Source organism: Gemmiger sp. An120, assembly GCF_002160955.1.
Lineage (GTDB): Bacteria > Bacillota > Clostridia > Oscillospirales > Ruminococcaceae > Gemmiger_A > Gemmiger_A avium.
In genome coordinates, this window is record NZ_NFLN01000005.1 from 50052 (window position 1) to 74471 (window position 24420).

Annotated in this window: 22 protein-coding genes; 16 read left to right on the forward strand and 6 right to left on the reverse strand. The window is 66.1% G+C overall.

Going from position 1 to position 24420, the window contains the following annotated elements; genetic code table 11:
• Nucleotides 1-12: 12 nt before the first annotated feature.
• Nucleotides 13-1458 carry a M20 family metallopeptidase gene (locus B5E65_RS06075; RefSeq protein WP_087170876.1) on the forward strand — a complete coding sequence of 482 codons (1446 nt, stop codon included), beginning with the start codon at nucleotides 13-15 and terminating at the stop codon, nucleotides 1456-1458.
• 128 nt (nucleotides 1459-1586) lie between these two features.
• On the opposite strand, the gene B5E65_RS06080 is transcribed toward B5E65_RS06075, so the two are convergent.
• The 5 genes from B5E65_RS06080 to B5E65_RS06100 form a co-directional block, all read right to left on the reverse strand.
• On the reverse strand, nucleotides 1587-1811 hold the full coding sequence (locus B5E65_RS06080; protein WP_087170877.1) for a DUF378 domain-containing protein: 225 nt from the start codon (nucleotides 1809-1811) through the stop codon (nucleotides 1587-1589).
• Between the two features lie 110 nt (nucleotides 1812-1921).
• Nucleotides 1922-3250, reverse strand: coding sequence for a DUF6056 family protein (locus tag B5E65_RS06085; protein WP_087170878.1), 1329 nt, complete (start codon nucleotides 3248-3250; stop codon nucleotides 1922-1924).
• Nucleotides 3247-3738, reverse strand: a complete 492-nt coding sequence (locus B5E65_RS06090; RefSeq protein ID WP_087170879.1) for a hypothetical protein — start codon at nucleotides 3736-3738, stop codon at nucleotides 3247-3249. Before B5E65_RS06090 ends, B5E65_RS06085 begins: the two co-directional genes overlap by 4 nt.
• A gap of 16 nt (nucleotides 3739-3754) precedes the next feature.
• A complete protein-coding gene (locus B5E65_RS06095; RefSeq protein WP_087170880.1) occupies nucleotides 3755-5122 on the reverse strand; it encodes a PFL family protein in 1368 nt (455 codons plus the stop codon).
• A 21-nt stretch (nucleotides 5123-5143) separates the two neighbouring features.
• Nucleotides 5144-5413, reverse strand: a complete 270-nt coding sequence (locus B5E65_RS06100) for an ACT domain-containing protein (RefSeq protein WP_087170881.1) — start codon at nucleotides 5411-5413, stop codon at nucleotides 5144-5146.
• Nucleotides 5414-5568: 155 nt separating this feature from the next.
• Between B5E65_RS06100 and B5E65_RS06105 the strand changes: the two genes are divergently transcribed.
• The 10 genes from B5E65_RS06105 (at nucleotide 5569) to B5E65_RS06150 (ending at nucleotide 15433) form a co-directional block, all read left to right on the forward strand.
• Complete coding sequence (locus B5E65_RS06105; RefSeq protein WP_087170882.1) at nucleotides 5569-6045, forward strand: Lrp/AsnC family transcriptional regulator; 477 nt, start codon at nucleotides 5569-5571, stop codon at nucleotides 6043-6045.
• 2 nt (nucleotides 6046-6047) lie between these two features.
• Nucleotides 6048-7223 carry a pyridoxal phosphate-dependent aminotransferase gene (locus B5E65_RS06110; RefSeq protein ID WP_087170990.1) on the forward strand — a complete coding sequence of 392 codons (1176 nt, stop codon included), beginning with the start codon at nucleotides 6048-6050 and terminating at the stop codon, nucleotides 7221-7223.
• Nucleotides 7217-8371 (forward strand): DUF362 domain-containing protein, encoded by a 1155-nt coding sequence (locus B5E65_RS06115; protein WP_087170883.1) that lies wholly within the window; start codon nucleotides 7217-7219, stop codon nucleotides 8369-8371. Before B5E65_RS06110 ends, B5E65_RS06115 begins: the two co-directional genes overlap by 7 nt.
• A gap of 8 nt (nucleotides 8372-8379) precedes the next feature.
• Nucleotides 8380-9270: a 4-(cytidine 5'-diphospho)-2-C-methyl-D-erythritol kinase gene (ispE, locus tag B5E65_RS06120; RefSeq protein WP_087170884.1), complete on the forward strand. Its 891-nt coding sequence runs from the start codon at nucleotides 8380-8382 to the stop codon at nucleotides 9268-9270.
• A 62-nt stretch (nucleotides 9271-9332) separates the two neighbouring features.
• Nucleotides 9333-9947, forward strand: a complete 615-nt coding sequence (locus B5E65_RS06125) for a stage II sporulation protein R (RefSeq protein WP_087170885.1) — start codon at nucleotides 9333-9335, stop codon at nucleotides 9945-9947.
• A 54-nt stretch (nucleotides 9948-10001) separates the two neighbouring features.
• Nucleotides 10002-10793, forward strand: coding sequence for a peptidoglycan-binding domain-containing protein (locus tag B5E65_RS06130; protein WP_087170886.1), 792 nt, complete (start codon nucleotides 10002-10004; stop codon nucleotides 10791-10793).
• A gap of 126 nt (nucleotides 10794-10919) precedes the next feature.
• On the forward strand, nucleotides 10920-11600 hold the full coding sequence (locus B5E65_RS06135; RefSeq protein WP_087170887.1) for a response regulator transcription factor: 681 nt from the start codon (nucleotides 10920-10922) through the stop codon (nucleotides 11598-11600).
• Nucleotides 11597-12589, forward strand: a complete 993-nt coding sequence (locus B5E65_RS06140; RefSeq protein ID WP_087170888.1) for a sensor histidine kinase — start codon at nucleotides 11597-11599, stop codon at nucleotides 12587-12589. The genes B5E65_RS06135 and B5E65_RS06140 overlap by 4 nt, the downstream gene beginning before the upstream one ends.
• A gap of 131 nt (nucleotides 12590-12720) precedes the next feature.
• The gene (locus B5E65_RS06145) at nucleotides 12721-13488 is read left to right on the forward strand and encodes an ABC transporter ATP-binding protein (protein ID WP_087170889.1); all 768 of its coding nucleotides are present in this window, start codon (nucleotides 12721-12723) and stop codon (nucleotides 13486-13488) included.
• Nucleotides 13481-15433: an FtsX-like permease family protein gene (locus tag B5E65_RS06150; RefSeq protein WP_087170890.1), complete on the forward strand. Its 1953-nt coding sequence runs from the start codon at nucleotides 13481-13483 to the stop codon at nucleotides 15431-15433. Before B5E65_RS06145 ends, B5E65_RS06150 begins: the two co-directional genes overlap by 8 nt.
• 155 nt (nucleotides 15434-15588) lie before the next feature.
• Here B5E65_RS06150 and B5E65_RS06155 read toward each other — a convergent pair whose 3' ends face one another.
• Nucleotides 15589-15936 (reverse strand): hypothetical protein, encoded by a 348-nt coding sequence (locus B5E65_RS06155; protein ID WP_087170891.1) that lies wholly within the window; start codon nucleotides 15934-15936, stop codon nucleotides 15589-15591.
• Nucleotides 15937-16172: 236 nt separating this feature from the next.
• Between B5E65_RS06155 and B5E65_RS06160 the strand changes: the two genes are divergently transcribed.
• The 5 genes from B5E65_RS06160 to rplT all read left to right on the forward strand — a co-directional run bounded on the left by B5E65_RS06160 (nucleotide 16173) and on the right by rplT (nucleotide 24331).
• Nucleotides 16173-19448 carry a PD-(D/E)XK nuclease family protein gene (locus B5E65_RS06160; protein WP_087170892.1) on the forward strand — a complete coding sequence of 1092 codons (3276 nt, stop codon included), beginning with the start codon at nucleotides 16173-16175 and terminating at the stop codon, nucleotides 19446-19448.
• Nucleotides 19445-22909, forward strand: coding sequence for a UvrD-helicase domain-containing protein (locus B5E65_RS16700; RefSeq protein ID WP_087170893.1), 3465 nt, complete (start codon nucleotides 19445-19447; stop codon nucleotides 22907-22909). The genes B5E65_RS06160 and B5E65_RS16700 overlap by 4 nt, the downstream gene beginning before the upstream one ends.
• 220 nt (nucleotides 22910-23129) lie before the next feature.
• A complete protein-coding gene (gene infC / locus B5E65_RS06170) occupies nucleotides 23130-23681 on the forward strand; it encodes a translation initiation factor IF-3 (RefSeq protein WP_242957492.1) in 552 nt (183 codons plus the stop codon).
• A gap of 21 nt (nucleotides 23682-23702) precedes the next feature.
• Nucleotides 23703-23900 (forward strand): 50S ribosomal protein L35, encoded by a 198-nt coding sequence (gene rpmI / locus B5E65_RS06175; RefSeq protein WP_087170894.1) that lies wholly within the window; start codon nucleotides 23703-23705, stop codon nucleotides 23898-23900.
• A gap of 77 nt (nucleotides 23901-23977) precedes the next feature.
• A complete protein-coding gene (rplT, locus tag B5E65_RS06180; protein WP_087170895.1) occupies nucleotides 23978-24331 on the forward strand; it encodes a 50S ribosomal protein L20 in 354 nt (117 codons plus the stop codon).
• Nucleotides 24332-24420 lie beyond the last annotated feature (89 nt).

A 24420-nucleotide genomic window follows, 5' to 3' on the forward strand; every position in this document is an offset into this window, starting at 1 on the left:
GGCGAACCCACAATGGAACAAACGAACAAACAGGCCGCCCTGGCGGCCATTGACCGGTACGCGGACCGGATCTGCCGCCTGAGCGACGCGATCTGGGATTTTGCGGAACTGAGCCTGCAGGAGCATCGCTCCGCCGAGCTTTACTGCACCGAGCTGGAACAGCTGGGCTTTGCGGTGGAGCGGGGCGTGGCCGGCATCGACACCGCGTTCTGTGCCCGGTGGGGCAGCGGTAAACCGGTGATCGGCATTCTGGCCGAGTACGACGCGCTGAGCGGGCTGTCCCAGCAGGCGGGCGCCACCGAACCTGTGCCCCGCACCCCGGGCGGCTGCGGCCACGGCTGCGGCCACAACCTGCTGGGGGCGGGCAGCATGGCTGCCGCGGTGGCCATCAAGGAATATCTGCAGGCCACCGGCCGCCCCGGCACGGTGGAGTTCTACGGCTGCCCCGGTGAAGAGGGCGGCGCCGCCAAGGCTTTCATGGCCCGGGACAACGTCTGGCGCAACCTGGACGCGGCCCTGACCTGGCATCCGGACACGGTGAACGAGGTGGTCACCGGGTCCACCAACTCCTGCATCCAGACCCAGTATTTCTTCCATGGGCTGGCCGCCCACGCGGCGGGCGAGCCGGAACGGGGCCGCAGCGCCCTGGATGCGGTGGAGCTCATGAACATCGGTGTGCAGTTCTTGCGGGAGCACATGGGCGACAAGTGCCGGGTGCACTACGCCATTACCGACGCGGGCGGACGCAGCCCCAACGTGGTGCAGGCCGAGGCCTCGGTGCTCTACATGGTGCGGTCCAACAAGGTGGCCGAAGCCGTGGAACTGCAGAAGCGGGTGGACGACATTGCGCAGGGCGCGGCCCTGATGACCGGCACCACCCTGACCAAAAAATTCATCGACGGCCTGGCCGACACGGTGCCCAACCACACGCTGGAGAAGGTGCTGTATGCCAACTTCCAGGCACTGGGCGTGCCCCACTATACCCCGGAAGAACTGGCCTTTGCGGACAAGCTGGCCGCCACCTGCCCGGCCGGCGCGCCGGTGCCGAGCATTGCCGCGGCCAACAGCACCGAGCTGGCCAGCCAGGTGCAGGCCATGCAGCAGGCCGCCGGCCATGCCATGAACGAGTTCCTGGCCCCCTATTATGGCGGCCCGGCCTTTGAGCCCGGCTCCACCGATGTGGGGGATGTGAGCTGGCAGACCCCCACCGGCCAGATCCACCTGGCCTCCTGGCCCAACGGCACCCCCGGCCACAGCTGGCAGGCGGTCAGCTGCGGCGCCACCGCACTGGCCCACAAGGCTCTGCTGCAGGCGGGCCGGGTTCTGGCCGCCGCCGCCATCGACCTGTACGAGCAGCCGGAACTGCTGGCCGCCGCCCGGGCCGAGTTTGAGCAGGCCGCTGCCAGCGGTTATGTATGCCCCATCCCGCCGGACGCAGTTCCCACCCTGGTGGACTGACCGTTTTCCGGCGACCATCCTTTCCCGCGCCCCGGCGTCAGCAGCGCCGGGGCGCGGCCTTTTATCCCGCACAAAAAGAGACGCACGGTTTTGGTTACACAAAAACCGTGCGTCTTTCTTGTATGCGCTCAGGCCATGCCGTCGCTTTTGGCATCGTCCGGGCCGGGGGCAAACAGGCCGGGAATAGCGCAAAGTGCCGCCGCGCCGATCACCGTGAACACGATCCGGCTGATCAGCGACGCGGTGCCGCCGAACAGCCAGCCCACCGCGTCAAAGGTGAACAGACCCATCAGGCCCCAGTTTATGCCGCCCAGAATCAAAAGCAGCAGACAGATTTTATTGAAGATACCCACGTCAGGTTCTCCCTCCTTCCTTGGCATAGTCTGCCCGGAAAAGAAAGGGCTTATACCCGGCGCACGCAAAAAAGGCCGCCCCGCGCAAAGCGGGGCGGCCCTGATACCGTTCAGATTTCCCACAGGGAGATGAACTGCACGCTCAGAAGAGGCAGCAGGATCACCGCCGCCAGGACTTTCTGCCACAGCTTCTCCAGCCGCAGCCGACGGCCCACCAGCACGCCGCATACCGCCGCCGCGATGGCGAACAGAAAACCGGTGCGCTCCCCGGATACCGCCGCCGCCGGGGTGAACCCGATGGCCGCCCGGGTGGCAAAGCCGCTCAGCAGTACCGCCAGCGCCGCAAAGGCCTCCGGGGTGTGGCCCAGCGCGATGTACGCACAGCCGCACACCAGGGCAAAGCAGCCGCACAGCAGCAGAAAGGGAATCCAGGCGGTAAGCTGGTTGCAGTTGGACACATGCACCGTGCCCACGCCCCGGGCCGCAGCCACCGCGTCCCGCAGCGCCGGAACCAGGTCCTTGTAATGGCGGAACAGCAGCCCCAGGCTCAGCTCCACCGCCAGCGGCACCAGCGCCGCCGCCCGGTACAGCCAGTTGCGGCTGACCTGCCATACCACCGCCGCCAGAATCATCAGGAACAGCGCGTACAGCAGATTCCGGTCCAGGAACATCTCGCCCAGGGCGCCGGATACGCCCGCCTCCACCTTGGACAGGAAGGACTGCATCCCGAAATCCTTGTAGTAGGATACGATCTCGTTCTCGGTGCGCATGGCCGAACCCGGGCAGGCCAGCATGTAGGCAAGCCCCGCCAGCGCCAGCGCCGCCTCGGCAAAGAACAGCCGGGGCAGGGGCAGCTTGTGGAATACCCGCCAGCCGCCCCAGCAGGCCAGCAGCAGGATGGCCAGCACCATGGTCTGCTCCATGTTCACCGCGCACACCATTCCCAGGATGGCCGCCGCGATGCCCCACCGGCCGCCCCAGCCGTCCAGGGCAAGAAAGCCCAGGCACAGCCCGGCCAGCGGCCACAGGTAGTTCAGGGTGGTCACCACCCAGCCGGCGGTGCTCAGGTACCACCAGGGATACAGCCAGAGCAGAAATGCCAGCAGCCAGTTTTCCCGGCTGTCGGGGGCGTTCTGTCCCCGCAGCAGCCGTCCCAGCGCCAGGGCCAGCCCCAGCACCACGGCGCTGTCCGCCAGCCGCCAGACCCAGCGGGGCAGGGTGGAGAAGACGCAGAACAGCGTCTCGATCACCGTGCGGGAAGACCAGGTCTGGTAATGCTCTATCAGAAATTTCACCAGGGACTGCTGCCCCAGGATGCTGCCGTAAAAAATTTCGTCCGCGTCCACGATCACCAGGCCCAGATGCCACACCAGCGTCAGCAGACCGAACACAACAAAGGGGGTCAGCGGATTCCGCAGCCCCTGCCGCAATTTGTTCATACAGCGCCTCCCGTTGTGGTCTGCCCGGTGTGGATCAGGGCGTTGTGGCCGTCACTGCGGTAGGCAAAGCAGAGCTCCAGCTCCCCGGCGGGCAGCTGCTCGGTCAGCGCAAAGCCGTACAGCCCCGCGTACAGCGCGCCGGATTCCCCGGTGGCGGCCACCGCCGCCTCGCTCTGTTCCATGGTGGTGGGCAGCCGGTAATACCTATCCTGTGCCGGGTCATACAGCACATACCGGCAGTCCACCGCGCCGGGCCCCTCGCCCTGCACCATTGCCCAGCCGCTCAGGGTCAGCACCCCGCTGCCGGGCGTGATGGTGCACTCGTACACAAAGCCCTCCGGCGCCGGTTCGGTGTAGGCGGCCGGGTTCAGCCGGTGCACCGAACGCAGATCGGTGCGCAGCAGAAAGGCAAACAGCAGGATGCCCGCCGCCGCCAGCACCCAGAATCCCCACAAAAGCCGGGGATCGGCCGGTTTGGCCGGTTTCATACTCCTCACCCCTGTGTCAGTTCTTCAGCGCCTGCATGGGGGCCGGGATGCGGCCGCCCCGGGCCACAAACACCTCCGGCGACCAGGTGCTGATGGGCATGATGGGCCCATAGCCCAGCAGCCCGCCGAAATCCAGGATCTCGCCCGCCTTGCGCCCGATGGCCGGGATCACACGCACGGCGGTGGTCTTGCTGTTTACCATACCGATGGCGGCTTCGTCCGCGATCAGGCCGCTGATCACCGCGGCGGGGGTATCGCCGGGCAGCACCACCATGTCGATGCCCACGCTGCACACGGCGGTCATGGCCTCCAGCTTTTCCAGGCTCAGGCTGCCCCGCTCGGCCGCCTTGATCATGCCGTCGTCCTCACTTACCGGGATGAACGCGCCGGACAGCCCGCCCACATGGTTCGAGGCCATCACGCCGCCTTTCTTCACCGCGTCGTTCAAAAGGGCCAGGGCGGCGGTGGTGCCGCAGCAGCCGCAGCTTTCCAGCCCCATCTCTTCCAGAATGTTGGCCACGCTGTCCCCGATAGCGGGGGTGGGCGCCAGCGACAGGTCCACAATGCCGAAAGGCACGCCCAGCTGCTGGGCCGCCAGGTTGCCCACCAGCTGGCCCATCCGGGTGATCTTGAAGGCGGTGCGCTTGATCAGCTCCGCCACCTCATCCAGCGGCGCGTCCTTGGGCAGCTTGGCCAGCGCCGCGCGCACCGCGCCCGGGCCGGAAACGCCCACATGCACCACACAGTCCGGCTCGCCGGGGCCGTGGAACGCGCCCGCCATGAAGGGGTTATCCTCCGGCGCGTTGCAGAACACCACCAGCTTGGCGGCGCCCATGCACTGGTTGTCGGCGGTCAGCTCGGCGGCCTTGCGCACCACATGGCCCATCCGGGCGATGGCGTCCATGTTCAAACCGCTCTTGGTGCTGCCGATGTTCACCGAGGAGCACACCACGTCGGTCTCGGCCAGGGCGCGGGGGATGGCTTCAATCAGCCGCTCGTCCCCGGCGGAAAAGCCCTTGTGCACCAGCGCGCCGAATCCGCCGATAAAGTTCACACCCACCGCCTTGGCCGCCTTGTCCAGGGCCTTGGCATAGTCCACCGGGTCGGCCTCGGGGGCCGCGCCCAGCAGCATGGCAATGGGGGTCACGCTGATGCGCTTGTTCACGATGGGAATGCCGTAATCGGCGCTGATCTTCTCCACCACCGGCACAAGATTCGCCGCTTTGGTGGTGATCTTGTTGTAGATCTTCTCGCAGGCGCGCGCCGGGTCCGGGTCGATGCAGTCCAGCAGGCTGATGCCCATGGTCACGGTGCGCACGTCCAGGTTTTCGTCGGTGATCATCTGGATGGTCTCCAGAATGTCCCGGGTGTTCAGAATACTCATCTTTTTCCTCTCCCGCCCTGATCAGATGTGGTGCATGGCTTCAAAAACTTCCTGCCGGGTGATGGTCACCTGCATGCCCATCTCCTTGCCCAGGTCGGCCAGCGCCTCACGCACCTGCTCATGGGATACATTGCAGCGGCTCAGATCCACCAGCATGATCATGCAGAACATCTCCTGCATAATGCTCTGGGTAATGTCCTCAATGTTGATGTTCAGATTTCCACACACGCCTCCCACGCGGGCCACAACGCCCACCGTGTCCTTGCCTACAACCGTGATAACAGCTTTCATGTCTGTTCTCCTTCCAATGATCAATCTGTGCCAAGGTCATAACAATTATAGCAGGCCGCGGGCAAATATGCTATAATATTTGGCAACACGGCGCAAACAGCGCCGCAGGCTGCAAGATTACCCGGCTTGCCGGGCGGGAAAGGATGGTATCGGGAATGGAACGTATGCTGAAACTGCTGGAGCAGAACGCACGTCTGAGCGTGGAGGAACTGGCCGCCATGCTGGGGGTCACGGCGGAGGAAGTGGCCCTGCAGATGGACAAATACCGGCGGGACGGGGTCATCCGGGGCTTCAACACCCTGATCGACTGGGACAAGACCGACGACGGCCGGGTGCAGGCGGTGATCGAGCTGCGGGTGCGCCCCAAGAAGGACCGGGGCTTTGACGACGTGGCCGCTGCCGTGGCCGCCTTTGAAGAGGTGGAAAGCCTGCTGCTCATGAGCGGCGGCTACGACCTGCAGGTGGTGATGCGGGGCAAGAGCTTCCAGGACATTGCCCTGTTTGTGGCCAAGCGGCTGTCCCCGCTGGACGACGTGCTGGGCACCGCCACCCATTTTGTGCTGCGTACCTATAAAAAAGACGGCCAGCTGTTCCAGGACGATGAGCCGGAAGAAAGGGAGACGATGTTTTGAACATGGACTATGAGAAACTGATCTCCCCCCTGGCGGCGCAGATGCGGCCTTCCGGCATCCGCAAGTTTTTCGACATCGCCGCCGAGATGGAGGAGTGCATCAGCCTGAGCGTGGGCGAGCCGGACTTCAAGACCCCCTGGACCATTCGGGACGCGGCCATCAACAGCCTGCAGCGGGGCCGCACCCGCTACACCGCCAACGCCGGCATGAAGGAACTGCGCACCCAGATCGCCGCCTATATGGACCGGCGGTTTGGCCTGTCCTACGATCCGGCCAACCAGATTCTGGTCACCGTGGGCGGCAGCGAGGCCATTGACCTGACCATCCGGGCGCTGGTCTGTCCGGGGGACGAGGTCATCATCCCGGAACCCTGCTTTGTCTGCTACGACCCCATCACCAGCCTGACCGGCGGTGTGCCGGTGCCGGTGCCCCTGAAAGCGGAGAACGGCTTCAAGCTGACCGCCGAGGAACTGAAAGCCGCCATCACCCCCCGCACCAAGCTGCTGGTGCTGCCTTTCCCCTGCAACCCCACCGGCGCGGTGATGGAAAAGCAGGATCTGGAAGCCCTGGCCGAGGTGCTGCGGGACACCAATATAATTGTACTGTCCGACGAGATCTACGCCGAACTGACCTACGGCGCCCACCGGCATGTGAGCATTGGCTCGCTGCCCGGCATGGCCGAGCGCACCATCGTGGTGAACGGCTTCTCCAAAACCTACGCCATGACCGGCTGGCGGCTGGGCTACGCCTGCGGGCCCGCCCCCATTATCAAGGTCATGCTCAAGCTGCACCAGAACTGCATCATGAGCGCCCCCACCACCAGCCAGTACGGCGCCATTGTGGCCCTGCGGGACTGCGACGACCAGATCGAGCAGATGCGCCAGGAGTACGACATGCGCCGCCGCCTGCTGGTGCGGGAATTCAACAACATGGGCCTGGCCTGCTTTGAGCCGGGCGGCGCGTTCTATGTGTTCCCCTATGTGGGGGGCACCGGCCTGTCCAGCGACGAGTTCTGCCAGCAGCTGCTGCGCCGCAAGCATGTGGCCATCGTGCCCGGCACCGCCTTCGGCGCTTCCGGCGAGGGGTACGCCCGGGTCAGCTACGCCTACTCGGTGGCCCATCTGCAGGAAGCCCTCTCCCGCATCCGGGAATTTTTGTGGGAGCTGCGGGGATGCTGAGCCCGGTGATTGTGCGCCCCGTGGCCTCCTATGAGGACGCGGCGGCGCTGGACGCAGCGGTGGAGGCGGTGTTTGCCGCCCTGCCCGCCGAAAAGCAGCCCACCCCCGCCAGCCGGGTGCTGCTCAAACCCAACCTGCTGGCCCGCCATGCGCCGGACAAGGCGGTCACCACCCATCCGGCCCTGCTCCGGGCGGTGGTGGCGGCGCTGCGCCGCCGGGGCGTGACCGATATCCTGCTGGCGGATTCCCCGGGCGGGCTGTACACCCCCGCCCGGATGCGGGCACTCTACGAGGGCACCGGCATGACTACCCTGGCCAAAGAGCTGGGCATCGCCCTGTATGATGCCTGCAAAAGCGTGACGGTACCCGCCGCCCCCGATGGCCTTGTGCGGGAGTTTGAACTGATCGAGCCGGTGGCACAGCGGGATTACCTGATCGACCTGCCCAAGATGAAAACCCACGTGATGACCGGGGCCAGCCTGTCGGTAAAGAACCTGTTCGGCTGCATCCCGGGGCTGAAAAAGGCCGAGTGGCATACCCGGTTCCCGGATAAGGAGCGGTTTGGCGAGATGCTGACCGATCTGTGCCGTACCGTGCAGCCCGCCCTGACCATCCTGGACGGGGTGGTGGGTATGGAGGGGGACGGCCCCTCCGGCGGCAGCCCCCGTCCGCTGGGGCTGGTGCTGGGCGGCGCGGACCCGTTCCTCGTGGACCTGGCCGCCTGCCGCATCATGGGCATCGAGCCGGAGCGGGTGCCCTATCTGGCCGCCGGCATCCGGCGTGGCCTGTGCCCGGCGGAGTTTCCGGCGCAGGCGCTGGACGGGGACGAGACCCTGCTCCGGCCCGCGCCCTTCCGCCTGCCCGCCAGCTACGGCGCGGGCGATACCGACTTTGCCCGCCATGCCCGCGGCCCCGTGGCCTGGGTGCTGCCCCGGCTGGAGCGCTGGGCTGCCCCCCGCCCGGTGGTGGAAACGGTCAAATGCATCGGCTGCGGCCGCTGCGCCGAAATCTGCCCCCGCCATACTATTGAGCTGAACAAGACAGCCCGCATCCGCCCGGCGGATTGCATCCGGTGCTTCTGCTGCCATGAGATGTGCCCGGTGCAGGCCATCCAGGTCAAGCGGCTGCCCCTGTTCCGACATCTGTGAGGTGTGTTATGCGCAATCAAGTCACCGTGATCGCCCCCGCCAAACTGAACCTGGCGCTGGACGTGGTGGGCACCCTGCCCGGCGGCTACCACGGCCTGGATATGCTGATGCAGGCGGTAAGCCTGTATGAAACGGTCACCCTGCGCCGCAGCCAGAACCTGACCCTGCGGCTGCCCGGCAGCCGTGTGCCCGCCAACGACAAGAACACCGCCTACAAGGCGGCGCTGGCGTTCTTCCACTACACCGGCCTGCTGGCGGGTGTGGAGATGGAGATCCGCAAAACCGCCCCGGTGCGGGCGGGCATGGGCGGCGGCAGCGCCGACGCGGCCGCCGTGCTGGTGGGCCTGAACGAGCTGTACGGGGCCAAGCTGTCCATGAGCGAACTCTGCGCCCTGGGCGCCCAGCTGGGGGCGGATGTGCCCTTTGCGCTGATGGGCGGCACCTGCCGGGTGCAGGGCAAGGGCGATCTGATGAAAGCCCTGCCCCCCTGCCCGGACTGCCGGTTCGTGGTGGTGATGCCCAGTGTGGGGGTTTCCACCCCGGAGGCCTTTGCCCGGTACGATGAGATGGGAAGCCCGGTGCATCCCGACTGTGATGTGCTGGAAGCCGCTGTGCGCGCCGGGGATCTGCGGGCCCTCTGCGCCGGGATGGGCAACGCCCTGGAGATGTGCAGCGGCGCCAGGGAAACACCCCGCATCCGCCGGATGCTGGACGAAGCCGGGGCGCTGGCCAGCATGATGACCGGTTCCGGCGCGGCGGTGTTCGGGGTGTTTGAAAGCGAAGAACCCGCCCGGGCCGCCGCGGCCGCCCTGCGCCGGGTCTACCGGCAGGTGTGGGTGCTGGCCCCGGATGCGGGCGGCGCTCGCCTGGCCCCCCGGCCCCGCAAAAAAAAGGAATAAGTTTCCATACGCACGTCCATACTTCCGCTGCAAGACCAACGCGGGAAAGGACGTGCGTTTTTATGTGGACCAAGGTACTTAGAATAAACAGGGCCATTGCCCTCCGGCTGGCGGCGGCGGTGGCGCTGGGGCTGCTGACGGCGGCACTCTGGCAGGGGATCGGCTTTGCCCGGCTCTGCGCCCGGGTGCGGGGGGATACCCTGCGGCTGCACGTGCTGGCCGCTTCGGACAGCGCGGCCGACCAGGCATTGAAGCTGCAGGTGCGGGACGCGGTGCTGGAGGCTGCCGCCCCGCTGCTGGCGGACAGCGCCGACAAGCAGCAGGCCCTGGACGCGGCCGCCGACGCGCTGCCCGCCCTGGAAGCTGCCGCCGCCGAAGCGGTCCGGGCGGCGGGGCAGAGCTGCCCGGTGCAGGCGGAGCTGGTGCGCCGGTATTTCCCCACCACCGACTACGCCAACGGCCTGACCCTGCCCGCCGGCTGGTACGACGCGGTGCAGGTGAAGATCGGCGCGGCCGCCGGGCACAACTGGTTCTGCGTGCTGTATCCCTCCCTCTGCGAAGCGGCGGCCGGGGGCGGTTACGCCCGCCCGGAGGAGAACGACCTGGTGGTGGGGGACTACGTGCTGCGGTTTGCCGCGCTGGAGTGGTGGCAGCGCATCACCGGCCAGGCGGAATGAACGCACCCTTTTCCCTTTGCCGGCATAGGCTGATGCGAAGGGAGGGGATACCCCATGACAGAAGAGAAGATCACCCTGACCGCTCAGCCCCCGTTCTACGGCACGGTGCTGAAAAACGGTTCCCAGGGGCCGGACTGCGCGATGGTGCAGACCTGGATCAATGGCCTGCAGGGCCGCTGGCCCAGCCTGCCCAAGCTGACGGTGGACGGCAAATATGGTTCCGGCACCGCCAAGGCGGTGAGCCAGTTCCAGACCCTCATGGGCCTGACCGCCGACGGCGAGACCGGCCGCAACACCTGGGACGCGCTCTACACCGCCTGGGCGGGCCAGAAGGGCGCGGGCGAGGTGTTCTGCGGCATCATCATCGTGGCGGCCGCCAAGGGCGCGGTGGTCAAGAGCATGCAGCAGAAGCTGGATGTGTGCGCCGCCGTCTACAAATCCATCAACAAGCCGGAGACCGACGGGCTGTTCGGCAGCGCCACCGGCGCGGCGGTGCGCCGGTTCCAGCGGGAGATGGGCCTGTCCATCGACGGCATGGCCGGCAAAACCACCTGGAACAAGCTGGTGGAGGCCACCGCCGCCATCCGGGCAGGCAATCCGCTGCCCAGCGCCGCCCGTTACCCCAATACGGTGCTGAAGGTGGGCTCCACCGGGGATTCGGTGCGGTGCGTGCAGGCCTGGCTGGGGGCGGTGCAGAACACCTCCCTCAAGGTGGACGGCCAGTTCGGAACCGGCACCCGCAACGCGGTGATCGTGTTCCAGACCGCGGCGGGCCTGAAAGCCGACGGCATGGTGGGCAGCGCCACCTGGAACGCCCTGCGCGCCGCCTTTAACGCCACCCTGTAAACCTGTAAGTCCCGGCCGGCACAGCTGCCCGGCCGGGCGAGTTTTTGCCCCGGGCGGCAAAAACTGTCGCAATCCGCGTTCCCATCTCGTATAATAAAAAGAGCAAACGAGAGGGGGACAAGCGGTATGTATCGCATCCTGATGGTGGAGGACGACCCGGCCATCGCCGGGGAGGTGGCCCGGCAGGCGGCCAACTGGGGCTTTGAGGTAAAACAGGTGGAAAACTTTGAAACGGTAATGGAGCAGTTTGCCGCCTTCGAGCCCCATCTGGTGCTGCTGGACATCACCCTGCCCCGGTACAGCGGCTACCACTGGTGCACCCGCATCCGGGCGGCCAGCAGCGTGCCCATCGTGTTTCTGTCCAGCGCGGCGGACAACATGAATATGGTGATGGCCATGACCATGGGGGCGGACGACTTCATCGCCAAGCCCTTTGACATGGAGGTGCTCATTGCAAAACTCCAGGCGCTGCTGCGCCGCACCTACGACTTTGCCCAGCCTGCCTCGCTGCTGGGCTGCGGGGGCGCGGTGCTGGATACCGCCGCCGCCGAACTGGCCTGGCAGGGGCAGAAGATCCCCCTGACCAAGAACGAAAACCGCATCCTGCAGGTACTGCTGGAGCATAAAGGCAAGGTGGTGGAGCGGGATACCCTGATGACCCGCCTGTGGGAGACCGACAGCTATGTGGACGAAAACACCCTGACGGTCAACGTGGCCCGGCTGCGCAAAAAGCTGGAGGCGGCGGGCCTGCGGGACTTTATCCAGACCCAGAAAGGCGTGGGCTATAAGGTGGGAGGCACGGTATGAAAACAGGTCTGCGGTGGCTGGGCGGCTATCTTTGGGCCCGGCGGGGGCGGCTGGTGCTGCTGGCGGTCTGCTGCGGCATCTTTGCGGTCGTGCTGACGCTGTACGGTGAAAAAGGGGAGCCTGTGCTTTATGCCGGTGCCCTGTGCGCCGTGGTGCTGGCGGGGGCCGGGGCGCTTGGCGCGGCGCGGGAGTATGCCCTCTGCCGCCAGCTGATCCGCCTGCGGGAAGAGCTGGCCGCGGGCCTGGGGGAATTGCCTGCCCCCCGCACCCCCGCCGAAGCCGAATACGCGGCCCTGTGCGCCGCGCTGGAATCCGGCCGGGTGGACGCCGCCCGCGCCGCCGACGCCGCCCGTCAGGATATGCGGGAGTATTATACCCTCTGGGCCCATCAGATCAAAACGCCGCTGGCAGCGCTTCGGCTGCTCACCCGGGGCGATCCGGGCCGGGCGGCCATGGAGGCGGAGCTGGTGCGGGTGGAACAGTATGTGGAGATGGCCCTGTGCTATCTGCAGGCCAGCAGCGGCCAGGATCTGGTGCTGCGCACCTGCCCGCTGGACCCGGTGATCCGGGCCTCGGTGCGCCGGTTTGCCCCGCTGTTTATCCAGAAGAAACTGGCCCTTGTCTACGAGGGCACGGAGCTTTCCGCCCTGACCGATGAAAAATGGCTGGCCTTTATGTTGGAACAGCTGCTTTCCAATGCGCTGAAATACACCCCGCAGGGCTCCATTACCCTGCGGGTGCTGCCGGGCCCGGTGCTGCGTGTGGAGGATACCGGCCCGGGCATCCCGCCCGCCGACCTGCCCCGCATCTTTGAGCGGGGCTATACCGGCTGCCGGGGCCGGGCGGATAAGCGGGCCACCGGGGTAGGGCTGTATCTCTGCCGCCGCCTGGCCGACCAGCTGGGCCACCGCATCAGCGCCGAAAACCGGCCCGGCGGCGGGGCGGCGTTTGCGCTGGATATGACCCCCACCACGGTGCAGGCCGAGTAACCTTGCAAAACTGTAAGCAAGCCCCCCGCCGATTGTAAGCCTGCGCGATGGCAGGCTGCCCGGCGCGGGGGTATACTTATGCCTGTAAGGGGCCGAAAGAGGGCGCCCCGCACAAAAGGAGGCACGAAACTATGAGCATCTTACAGGTGGAAAACCTGAAAAAGACCTATACCACCCGGTTCGGCGGCAATCTGGTGCAGGCGCTGAGCGACGTTTCCTTCTCGGTGGAGGAGGGGGAGTATGTGGCCATCATGGGCGAGAGCGGCAGCGGCAAAACCACCCTGCTGAACATCCTGGCCACCCTGGACAAGCCCACCAGCGGCCGGGTGCTGCTGGACGGGCAGGACACCGGCCATATCCATGCCGGGCAGCTGGCGGCGTTCCGGCGGGATCATCTGGGCTTTGTGTTCCAGGACTTCAATCTGCTGGACAATTTCTCCCTGCGGGACAACATCCTGCTGCCGCTGGTGCTGGCCAATACGCCGGTGCGGGAGATGGACCGCCGTCTGCCCCCGCTGGCCGAAAGCCTGGGGCTGGAAAAGCTGCTGGATAAATTCCCCTATGAGGTGTCCGGCGGGCAGAAGCAGCGGGCGGCGGTGGGCCGGGCGCTGATCACCCGGCCCCGGCTGCTGCTGGCGGACGAGCCCACCGGCGCGCTGGACAGCCACGCGGCCGACAACCTGCTGCGCATCTTTGACGAGGTGAACCAGCTGGGCCAGACGGTGCTGATGGTCACCCACAGCACCAAGGCGGCCAGCCATGCCAAGCGGGTGCTGTTCATCAAGGACGGCCAGCTGTACCACCAGCTCTACCGGGCGGACCAGACCCCCGAGCAGATGTTCGGCCGCATCTCGGATACCCTGTCGGCCATCGCGGCGGGAGGCGGGCGCTATGAATAAGTGGCTGTATCCCCGGCTGGCTTTGTCCAACCTGCGCAAAAGCCGCCGGTTTGTGGTTCCCTATATCCTGGCAGGGGGCGGCGCGGTGGCCATGCTGTACATCGTGGGCATGCTGGCCATGGACAATGGCCTGGACAACATGTTTGCCGGCTATTGGGTCAGTATGCTCATGGCCATGGGCCTGGGCGTAGTGATGGTCTTCGGCGTCATCTTCATGCTGTACATCAACTCGTTCATCCAGCGCCAGCGCCTCAAGGAGTTCGGCCTGTACGCGGTGCTGGGTATGGAAAAACGCCACATGGCCCTGGTGCTGGTGTTTGAGATGCTGTTCAGCGGCCTGGCTATGCTGGTGCTGGGCCTGGCCGCCGGGCTGGGGCTGGGCAAGCTGGCGTTTCTGGTATTGCTCAAGCTGATCCAGATGCCGGTTCCCCTGGGCTTTACCGTCTCTGCCCCGGCGCTGGTTTTCTGCACCGAATGGCTCATCGGGGTGCTGGTGCTGTCGCTGCTGCTCAACCTGCGCCGGGTTCTCCGGGCCGACCCCATCCAGCTGCTGTACCAGGGCCAGAAAGGCGAGCGGGAACCCCGCACCCGCTGGCTGCTGGTGCTGCTGGGCCTGCTCACCATGGGCGGCGGATACGCCATCGCCTGGCTGGTCACCTCCCCGGTGGCTTTGATCCTGGTGTTCTTCCCGGCGGCGGTGCTGGTGATCATCGGCACCTACTGCCTGTTCACCGCCGGCAGCGTGGCGGTGCTCAAGGCCCTGCGGCGGGATCGCCGCTACTACTACCAGCCCCGCCACTTCATCACCGTGTCCGGTCTGCTCTACCGCATGAAGCAGAACGCCGCGGGCCTGGCCAGCATCTGTATCCTGTCCACCATGGTGCTGGTCATGATGATCTGTACGGTGTCCCTGTACTCGGGGGTCAGCCAGTCGCTGGATATGCGGTATCCCATGCAGTTCTGCGGCTCGCTGTCCGACACTGCCCCCGCCAAACAGGTGGTGGAGGAATCCGGCGTGCAGATCCTGCGCCAGTACGAGTATGAGTCCATTACCTTTGCCGGTCAGCTGGTGGATGATGTGCTGGTTCTGGATGGTACGGATGGTACGGTTTGCCAATTTAATGCTATCACCGCCGAAGGCTACACCAGCCTTACCGGCAAGACCCTGACGCTGGAACCCGGCCAGGCGCTGTTCAGCAGCCAGGATGGCGAGGCCTGGAACTGGCCTACCCTGACCATCGGGGATACCCGCTGGGAGATCGTAGGCAGCTGGCAGGCCCCCATCGTGGACGGCCGCGTGTATGCCTATATGGTGCCGGTTTACTATCTGGTGGTGCCCGCCCAGGCCGATCTGGAAGCGCTGGCGCAGTTCCAGCAGGAGGCCTATGGGAAACATGCCAGCGAGATTGCCACCGTCTGGGCCTTTGACACCGCCTGCACCGAGATGGCCGATATCGCCGCACTGAAAGAGTCCATTCAGGATGCTATACAGAATTCTGACCTGAGCGGCTGGATCGACTGCGGCGCCACCGACCGGCAGGAGGGCTACGCCATGTACGGCGGCTTTCTGTTCCTGGGCCTGACGCTGGGGCTGGTGTTCCTGCTGGCCACCGCGCTGATTATTTATTACAAACAGGTCAGCGAGGGCTACGACGACCGGCAGCGGTTCCACATCCTGCAGCAGGTGGGCATGAGCCGCAAGGAAGTGCAGGCCACCATCCGCACCCAGGTGCTCACCGTATTCTTTCTGCCGCTTATTACAGCGGGCATCCACACGGCGGCGGCTTTTCCCGCCATGACGCGGATGCTCTCGGTGCTGGGCATCGGCACCAACCGGGTTACCGTGTATGCGGTATGCGGCCTGGCCGCCTTTGGGGTGTTCAGCCTGATCTATGTGGCGGTCTATGCCCTTACCGCCCGCGCCTACGCCCGCATTGTGGGCTGAATATAAAAAGGCAAGCCCCCGGAACCAGATGGTTCCGGGGGCTTGCCTTACCGTACAACAGGCAAAGCGCCCCGGCAAGCCGGGGCGCTTTGCTGCGCAGGAATAATCGTAAAAGAGGAGTCGTGAAAAAGAACACGAATTGTGGAAAATATCGTTTAGGCGTTGGCGCTCTCGCTGCCGGCCTCCAGAGAAGAGCTCTCGCTGCCGGATTCGCTGCTGGCGGCATCGGAAGCGGCGCTGCTGTCCTCAGCGGCGGCGCTGTCATCCTCGGCTACGCTGCTGTCCTCAGCCACGCTGCTGTCTTCGGCAACACTGCTGTCCTCGGCAACGCTGCTGTCCTCCTGGCTGGCGGACACGCTGGAAGAGTTGTTGGCTGCAGCAGAAGAGGAAGAATCATCCTTGCCGGTGCAGCCAGCCAGCAGGCCGGCGGTCAGCAGGGCGCAAACCAGGGCAACACCCAGGCGGGTAGCGGTACGTTTCTTTTCAGTATTCTGCATATTCATGATGTTCGCTCCTTTGTTTATGTAAGAGATACACGTTCCGCTTCGGGGCAGCGGTTTCGTGGCCGCCTCCAAAAGCTTGCCCCTAGTATACCGGCGGTTTGTGTGCAATTTGTTATAAACAGCTTAAGCTTTTCTGTGGAAAAGGTGACAAATTTGTGCGCCGCCCCGCCCCTTTTGCCCCATCGGGGGCTGTGGTATAATACATTTATCCCATACAGAAAACGAGGTGGCAAGCTATGCTGCAGCTGGTGTTGGGGCCGTCCGGTTCCGGCAAAACCCATACCCTTTATACCCGTATCCTGGAACGCGCCCGCGCGGGAAAACGCAGTATCCTGCTGGTGCCTGAACAGTTTACCTCCTCCACCGAGGGGCGGCTCTACCGCCTGCTGGGGGACGAATTATCCGGTTTTGTGACCAGCTACAGCTTTACCTCCCTGGCCGAGGCGCTGCTGCAGCGGTACGGCGGCGCGGCGGTGCGCACCCTGGACGACGCGGGCCGGGCGGTATTGATCCGCCGGGCGGTGGCCTCCCTGGGGGACGAGATCGTCTGCTTCGGCCGCCACAAGCGCAGCGCGGCCTTTTGCCAGATGGCCGCCGATACCATCCGGGAGCTGAAAAACGCCGGGCTGGACGGCCCGCGCTTTCTGGAGATTGCCCGCCGCCTGGGCCCCGGCAACGAAAAATTGCAGGAACTGGGCCTGATCTTCACCGCCTACGAAGCCCTGCTGGCCCGTTCCGCCATGGACCCGGAGGACCGGGTGGACACCGCCGCCCGCCGCCTGGAACCGGATTTCTTTGCCGGGCAGGCGGTATTTGTGGACGAGTTCGACGCCTTCAACGCTTCCAAATACCGGCTGCTGGAGGCCATTCTGCCCGCAGCCGAGGAGATGACGGTGGCCCTGTGCGCCGACGGCCTGGCCGACCCGGAACAGGGCCTGGGCCTGTTCAGCCGCGCCAAGCGGGTGGCCGCCCTGCTGCTGGACGACGCCCGCCGCCGGGAGGTGCGCTGCGCCGCCCCGGTAGTTCTGACCGGGGACGAGCGCCACAAAACCGCCCCCGGCCTGGCCCGGCTGGGGCAGCTGCTCTGGCAGGGGGACTGTGAAGAGCTGGGAGCCCCGGAGATCACCCTGTCCTCGTATCCCGGCCCCCAGCAGGAGGCCGCCGCCGTGGCCGCCGCCGTGCAGAAACTGGCCCGGCAGGGGATACCCTACCGGAAGATGGCGGTGATCTGCCGCACCGCCGAGGACTACCTGCCCGCCGTGCGGTACGCTTTCCGGCTGGCGGATATCCCGCTGTTCTGCGACGAGGCTGTCACCGCCGAGCACTCTGCCCCTGCCCTGATGGTGCGGGCGGCGCTGGGCCTGGCCCGCCGCGGCCTTGCCAGCGAGCCGCTGCTGGCCCTGGTAAAATCCGGCCTGTGTGACCTGCCGGAGGAAGCCTGCTGCGCCCTGGAAAACTACGCCTACACCTGGCAGCTGCGCGCCGCCGACTGGCGCGCGCCCTTTACCCGCTCGCCGGAGGGGTTCGGCGGCCGCCTGGACGGGGAAGCCGCCCGCCAGCTGGAACTGGCCGAGCAGGCCCGCGCCTTTGTGGTGGGGGCCGCTGAACGGTTTTTGCAGCGAATCAAGGGGGATACCAATGCCGCCGCCCTGAGCCGGGCGGTCTGGCTGCTGCTGGATTCCCTCGGCGCGCCCCGGCGGCTGGCACAGCTGGCCGGGGAACTGCGCGCCCAGCAGGGGGAGGGCTACCTGGCCGCCGCCGACGCGGTGCGGGAATGGAACACCGTCTGCGCCCTGCTGGATCAGATGGACCGTCTGGTGGGGGAGGATGAGCTCACCCCCGCCGAGTACGACGAATTGTTCGGCCTGCTGCTGCGGGCCACCGATCTGGGCCGTATCCCCCAGACCCTGGACGCGGTCATCCTGACCACCGCCCGCCGCATGGGCCTGGAGGATGCCGACTACTGCTTTGTGGTGGGATTGGGAGAGGGGCAGTTCCCCCAGGCCCCCGGCGGTGCCGGTCTGCTCACCCACGCCGACCGGGACGCCCTGATCGGTCAGGGGGTGGAGATGCTGGACAGCTTTGAAAACCGGGTCATGGGCGAGCAGGGCTATTTCTATAAAGCCATCACCGCCGCCGGCAAGGGGCTGTGGCTCTCCTGGTGCGAGGGCGCGGCGGGCACCCCGCTTACCAGTGCGTTGTCCGCGGCGGTCAAGCGGCTGCATCCCGCGCCGCCTGACCTGACCCCTGCTGACTATGCACCCACCCCCGACGCGGCCCTGGACGCGCTGGGCCAGACCTGGCAGCAGGCGGGCGGCCCCGCCCCCGCGCTGCGGCAGGCATTGGCTGCCCGGCCCGAGATGGCCCCCGCCCTGGCCGCCATGGAGCGGGCCGCCCACCCGGAGGACTTCGCCGCCCAGGACACCGATGCCCTGGCCCGGCTGCTGGGGTCCTCGCTGCGGATCTCTCCCAGCCGGATGGAGCGGTACTATACCTGCCGCTTTGCCTACTTTATGGAATATGTGTTAAAGGTCAAGCCCCGCAAAAAGGCCGAGCTCTCCGCCGACCAGACCGGTACCCTGGTGCACTTTGTGCTGGAACAGGCCCTGCGCCGCAGCGGCCCGGGCTTTGTGGACCTGACCGCCGACCAGCTGGCCGCCCTGGCCCACACCCTCACCGAGGAGTATGTGCAGGCCAATATGCCCGGCCTGACCACTCGGATGGAGTATCTCATCGCCCGGCTGGAGGACAACGTGGCCGCCCTGCTGGCCTACCTGCAGGAGGAACAGCGGCAGGGCGAGTTCACCCCCGCGGCCTTTGAATTGTCCATCGGCATGGGGGCGGACGCGGTGCCGCCGGTGACCCTGACCACACCGGAGGGCCAGACCATCCAGGTGATCGGCCAGATTGACCGGGTGGACACCTTTACAAAAGACGGCCACACCTACCTGCGGGTGGTGGACTACAAAACCGGCACCAAGACCTTCAGCCTGGACGCGGTCTACAACGGCCTGAACTGCCAGATGCTGATCTACCTGTTCACCCTGACCCGGCAGGGCGCGTTTGCCAGCCCGGAACCCGCCGGGGTGTCCTACATCCTGGCTGACCCGGCGCCATTGTCCGGTACCCGGCAGGAGGCCGCCGATACCCAGCCCTACCAGGTGGACGGGCTGGTGCTGCAGGACGACGCGGTGATTCTGGCTATGGACTCCGGGGCCACCGGCCGGTTCGTGCCCTTTACCTTTAATGAAAAGACCGGCAAGCCCCGGGCCACCAAAAAACTGGCCAGCCTGGAAAAGCTGGGCCGCATCCAGCAGCACATCGACGGATTGCTGGTAGAGATGGCCCGGGGGCTGTACAGCGGCCGCATCGAGGCCGAAGCCCATTATAAAGGAGACCGGCCCCCCTGCCGCTGGTGCGACTACCGCGCCGTCTGCGGCCACGAGGAGGGCCGCCGGGAGGTGCCGGTGCAGGCCCCGGACAAGGTATTTGAGGAGGTGAGCGAGGAATGAGCGTTAACTGGACCGAAGCCCAGCGCCGGGCCATTGAATCCCGGGGCGGGGCCCTGCTGATCAGCGCCGCCGCCGGCAGCGGCAAAACCGCCGTGCTGGTGGAACGGGTGGTGCGGATGCTCTGCGACCCGGACCAGCCGGTCAGCGCCGACCGGCTGCTGATCGTCACCTTTACCAATGCGGCCGCCGCCCAGCTGCGGGGCCGCATCGGGGACGCGCTCACCGCCCGCCTGGTGGCCGACCCCGGTTCTCTGCGTCTGCGCCGCCAGCGCCTGCTGCTGCAAAAGGCCGCTATCTGCACCATCGACGCTTTTTGTCTGCAGCTGCTGCGCAGCCATTTCCATCAGCTGGACATCCCGCCGGATTTTACCACCGCCGACGAGACCGACCTGCTGGCGCTGCGGGCCGCCGCGCTGGACGAAACGCTGGAACGGGCCTACCAGGACCCGGATTTTCGCGCCTTTGCCGACCTGTACGGCCGCAGCCGCACCGACCGGGCGGCGGGTGCGGCGGTACTGGCGATCCATGATTTTGCCCGCACCCTGCCCCATTTCGGCCAGGCGCTGGAGCAGCTGGGCCGGGAATGGGCCAGCGACGCCCCCTTTGCCTCCACCCGCTGGGCGGCGGTGCTGCTGGACGAGGCCGCCCGCGCCTGCGGCCAGGCCCTGCGCCTGACCCGGGCCGCCCTGGCGGTGGCCGAGGAATTAACCGCCCCGCTGGACAAGTATGCCGCCCCCCTGAAAGAGGATCTGGAGCGGATGGAGTGTCTGGAGGGCGCCCTCGCCGCCCGGGACTGGGACAGCGCCGTCAGCCTGGCGGCGGGCTTTTCTCAGGCCCGGCTGCCCTCGATCAAGAACTCCGCCTGCCTGGAAACCGACCAGATCAAGGCCCTGCGCAAGGAGGCCAAATCGGTCATGGAGCGGCTGCCCCGGGATCTGCTGCTCTGCACCGCCGCCGAATTTGAGGAGGACCGCCGCCGGGCCGCCCCGCTGGTGGCCGCGCTGCTGCGGGCTACCGCGGACTTTGAAAAGACCTTCTTTGCCGCCCGGGTAGAGGAAAAGACCCTGGACTTTTCCGACTTTGAACACCTGGCTTTGCGGCTGCTGCAGAACGAGGACGGCACCCGTACCCCGCTGGCCGAAACGGTCAGCGCCGGGTTCGATGTGGTCATGGTGGACGAATACCAGGACACCAATGCTTTGCAGGACGCGCTCTACCACTGTCTGGCCCGGCCGGACGGGAGCAACCTGTTCTTTGTGGGCGATCTGAAACAGAGCATCTACCGGTTCCGCCAGGCGGACCCCCAGGTATTTCTGGACAAGCTGGCCGCCTTTGTGCCGCTGGACCAGGGCTGGCCCGCCAGGCTGGCGCTGGACGCCAACTTCCGCAGTGCGCCGGGGGTCATCCGGGGCATCAACTACTGCTTTGCCACCCTGATGAGCCCCCGCCTGGGCGGGGTGGAGTACGGGGACGGCCAGCGGCTGGTGCCCGGGGCCGATACCCACGGCTTTGAGGGCAGCTGTGAAATCCAGGCTGTTCCTGCCGCCGGGCCCGCCGCTGACGCGGACTATGTGGCCCGCCGCATCCGGGAGATGGTGGAGAGCGGCGTCACCGTGCGGGATAAAGAGGGGGAGCGCCCCTGCAACTGGGGGGATTTCTGCATCCTGCTGCGCAGCCGCGCCAACATGGACGCCTATCTGGACAAGCTGGAGCAGGCGGGCATCCCGGTCTACGCCGACACCACCGAAAACCTGCTGGAGGCGGTACAGGTGCGCCCGGTGGCCGCGCTGCTGCGGGTGCTGGACAACCCCGCCCAGGATGTATACCTGGCCGCGGTGATGCTCAGCCCGCTGGGCGGCTTCACCCCGGACGACCTGGTGCGGCTGCGGGCGGCTTTCCCGGAGGGCAGCCTGTACGGGGCGGTGTGCGCCGCCGCAGACGAGCAGACCGCCGCCTTCTTTGCCCGCCTGCAGGGGCTGCGCCGTCTGGCCCGCACCCTGCCGGTGGACCGGCTGCTGGAAGAAATTTTTGCCCGCACTGGCTACCTGGCCGCGGTGGGCGCCATGGAAAACGGCCTGCGCCGCCGGGAGGATCTGCTCACCTTTGCCCGTTGGGCGTCCGGGGCAGGCCGGGCGGGTCTGCCCGCCCTGGTGCGCGCGCTGGACGCCGCCGCCGAGGGGGACGGCCTGACCCAGACCGGCGGGGGCGAAAGCCGCCCCGGCTGCGTGGCCATCATGACGGTGCACCGCTCCAAAGGGCTGGAGTTCCCCATTGTGTTCGTGGCGGATACCGCCCGCCGGTTCAATCTGCGGGACCTGAGCGAAAAACTGCTGCCCCATGCCCGGCTGGGTGTGGGCCTGGTGTTGCGCGCGCCGGGCCGGGGCGGCACCTATCCCACCGCCGCCCACCGGGCGGTGCAGCGGCAGCTGCGGGCCGAATCTTTGAGCGAGGAGATGCGGGTGCAGTATGTGGCCCTCACCAGAGCAAAAGACCGGCTCATCGTCACCGTGCCTCTGGCCGACCCGGAAAAGGAGCTGGGCCGCCTGGCTTTGCGCCTAAGCGCCCTGGGCCCGGACGAGTACAGCCTGGCCCAGGCCCAGAGCCCGGGCGAGTGGTACCTGACCGCCGCTCTGCTGCATCCAGACGGGCGGGAACTGCGCACCGCCGCCGGCTGTCCGCTGCTGCCCGCCGATACGGTCAGCCGCATCACCATCGGCCTGCAGGCCCCGGCCCCCGCCGCGGAAACCGCGCCCGCCGCCCCGCCGCCCGCGCCGACACCCGACCCGGTCCTGGCTCGGCGGCTGGCGGAGCAGTTCGCCTGGCGCTATCCCGGTCAGGCCCTGACCCGGGTGCCCGCCAAGGTCAGCGTCACCGCCCTCACCCACGGCCAGCAGGAAGTCCTGCCCGCCCGGCCCGCCTTCATGAGCAAGAGCGGCCTGTCCGGGGCGGAACGGGGCACCGCGCTGCACGCCTTCCTGCAGCAGGCGGACCTGGCCCGCGCCGCCGCCGACCCGGCCGCCGAGCTGGCCCGCCAGCGGGCCGAACAGCGCATCGCGCCGGAACTGGCCGACCAGATGGACCTGGACAAGCTGCGGGCCTTCTTTGCAAGCGGGCTGTTCCGCCGCATCCAAAGCGCTGAAAAGGCCTTGCGGGAGTATGCCTTCATCACCGCCCTGCCCGCCGCCCGGGTAGCGGGGGAGAGCGACCCCGCCCTGGATGGCGCCGTAACCCTGGTGCAGGGCGTGGCCGACCTGGTGCTGCTCTTTGCCGACCATGCCGAGATCGTGGACTACAAGACCGATCGCCGGGTCACGCCCCCGGAACTGATCCGCCGCTACGGCGCCCAGCTGCGCCTCTACGCCCGCGCCCTGGCCGCCCGCCTGCCGGTGCCGGTCACCCGCTGCACCATCTACAGCTTCGAGCTGGAGCAGGAGATTGATGTGCCGAAAGAGGAAGGATGAGAAAAATCCTGCAAAAACCGCTTGACACCCCGCGGCGCGTGTGCTATGATAGACCGGTAAAGAAAGCAGCAGTCGGCTTGCCGCCGCGCTCACCTTGCGGTCGAATCACGGCCCGGGTCATACGGTATAAGCCCCTTTGGGGCGGATTACGTGTGTATTGCGCGCGGCTGCTTTCCGGCAGCCGCGTTTTTTCTTGTGTGTATTGGCCACAGATTTTGTTTTGAGTTGGAGGTGTATTACAATCGCTACGAACGGCAAAAAGGAACTGGAGATCAACGAGGCTATTCGTGACCGTGAGGTGCGAGTCATCGCGGAAGACGGCAGCCAGCTGGGTGTGCTGAACACCCGCGAGGCGCTGCGCATGGCCGAAGAAAAGAACCTGGACCTGGTGAAGATCGCCCCGCAGGCGCAGCCCCCGGTGTGCAAGTTCCTGGACTACGGCAAGTACCGCTTTGAACAGCAGAAACGCGAAAAGGAAGCCAAGAAGAACCAAAAGGTGATCGACGTCAAGGAGATCCGCCTTTCGCTGAACATCGACACGAATGACTTCAACACCAAGGTGAACCAGGCTGCGAAATTCCTCAAGGCCGGGCACAAGCTCAAGGTGTCGATCCGCTTCCGCGGCCGCGAGATGGCGCACACCAATCTGGGCCTGGAAGTGCACAAGCGGTTTGCCGAGGCTCTGCCCGGCGCCGTGGTGGACAAACAGCCCAAGCTGGAGGGCCGCAGCATGCTCATGTTCATGAGCCCCGCCCCCAACCAGAACAAGTAAATTCTTTAGGAGGAACAAACAATGCCTAAGATCAAGACCCATTCCGGTGCGAAAAAACGCTTCAAGCTCACCAAGAACGGCAAGGTGAAGCGCGGCCATGCGTTCCGCAGCCACATCCTCACCAAGAAGACCACCAAGCTGAAACGCGGCTTCCGCAAGAGCAGCTACGCTGACAAGACCAACAGCGCCGCCGTCAAGCATATGCTGCCCTACGCCTGAGCGTAAGGTTCAGCGGCTTCTGATCCCGGCGGCCCCGGCCGCCCTCTAAGATTGTGACTGAAAAGGAGATATAAACAATGGCTCGTATCAAAGGCGCGATGATGACCCGCAAACGTCGGAAGAAGACCCTGAAGCTGGCCAAGGGTTACTATGGCAGCAAGTCCAAGCATTTTAAGATGGCCAAACAGCAGGTCATGAAGAGCGGCAACTACGCCTTCATCGGCCGCAAGCAGAAGAAGCGTCAGTTCCGCAACCTGTGGATCACCCGCATCAACAACGCGGTTCGTCCTCTGGGCATGAACTACTCCAGCTTCATGAACGGCCTGAAGAAGTCCGGCGTTGAGCTGAACCGCAAGATGCTCAGCGAGCTGGCTATCCATGATCCTCAGAGCTTTGCCGCTCTGGTGGAGACCGCCAAGAAGGCTCTGTAATTACGTCAAGCGAAACGCCCGCGCCTTGTGCGCGCGGGCGTCGCTTTTGTATTTGCCCCTTTTTGCACCCAAATTCGACACAGAAGGGC

Excerpts from the sequence above, each read along its gene's own strand:
- B5E65_RS06100 (WP_087170881.1), bottom strand. The coding sequence starts at position 5,413 with ATGAAAGCTGTTATCACGGTTGTAGGCAAGGACACGGTGGGCGTTGTG.
- B5E65_RS06150 (WP_087170890.1), top strand. The coding sequence starts at position 13,481 with ATGAATAAGTGGCTGTATCCCCGGCTGGCTTTGTCCAACCTGCGCAAA.
- B5E65_RS06125 (WP_087170885.1), top strand. The coding sequence starts at position 9,333 with ATGTGGACCAAGGTACTTAGAATAAACAGGGCCATTGCCCTCCGGCTG.
- rplT (WP_087170895.1), top strand. The coding sequence starts at position 23,978 with ATGGCTCGTATCAAAGGCGCGATGATGACCCGCAAACGTCGGAAGAAG.
- ispE (WP_087170884.1), top strand. The coding sequence starts at position 8,380 with ATGCGCAATCAAGTCACCGTGATCGCCCCCGCCAAACTGAACCTGGCG.
- B5E65_RS16700 (WP_087170893.1), top strand. The coding sequence starts at position 19,445 with ATGAGCGTTAACTGGACCGAAGCCCAGCGCCGGGCCATTGAATCCCGG.
- rpmI (WP_087170894.1), top strand. The coding sequence starts at position 23,703 with ATGCCTAAGATCAAGACCCATTCCGGTGCGAAAAAACGCTTCAAGCTC.
- B5E65_RS06075 (WP_087170876.1), top strand. The coding sequence starts at position 13 with ATGGAACAAACGAACAAACAGGCCGCCCTGGCGGCCATTGACCGGTAC.
- B5E65_RS06155 (WP_087170891.1), bottom strand. The coding sequence starts at position 15,936 with ATGAATATGCAGAATACTGAAAAGAAACGTACCGCTACCCGCCTGGGT.
- B5E65_RS06160 (WP_087170892.1), top strand. The coding sequence starts at position 16,173 with ATGCTGCAGCTGGTGTTGGGGCCGTCCGGTTCCGGCAAAACCCATACC.
- B5E65_RS06130 (WP_087170886.1), top strand. The coding sequence starts at position 10,002 with ATGACAGAAGAGAAGATCACCCTGACCGCTCAGCCCCCGTTCTACGGC.
- B5E65_RS06140 (WP_087170888.1), top strand. The coding sequence starts at position 11,597 with ATGAAAACAGGTCTGCGGTGGCTGGGCGGCTATCTTTGGGCCCGGCGG.
- B5E65_RS06145 (WP_087170889.1), top strand. The coding sequence starts at position 12,721 with ATGAGCATCTTACAGGTGGAAAACCTGAAAAAGACCTATACCACCCGG.
- B5E65_RS06110 (WP_087170990.1), top strand. The coding sequence starts at position 6,048 with ATGGACTATGAGAAACTGATCTCCCCCCTGGCGGCGCAGATGCGGCCT.
- B5E65_RS06085 (WP_087170878.1), bottom strand. The coding sequence starts at position 3,250 with ATGAACAAATTGCGGCAGGGGCTGCGGAATCCGCTGACCCCCTTTGTT.
- B5E65_RS06095 (WP_087170880.1), bottom strand. The coding sequence starts at position 5,122 with ATGAGTATTCTGAACACCCGGGACATTCTGGAGACCATCCAGATGATC.
- B5E65_RS06115 (WP_087170883.1), top strand. The coding sequence starts at position 7,217 with ATGCTGAGCCCGGTGATTGTGCGCCCCGTGGCCTCCTATGAGGACGCG.
- B5E65_RS06135 (WP_087170887.1), top strand. The coding sequence starts at position 10,920 with ATGTATCGCATCCTGATGGTGGAGGACGACCCGGCCATCGCCGGGGAG.
- B5E65_RS06105 (WP_087170882.1), top strand. The coding sequence starts at position 5,569 with ATGGAACGTATGCTGAAACTGCTGGAGCAGAACGCACGTCTGAGCGTG.
- B5E65_RS06090 (WP_087170879.1), bottom strand. The coding sequence starts at position 3,738 with ATGAAACCGGCCAAACCGGCCGATCCCCGGCTTTTGTGGGGATTCTGG.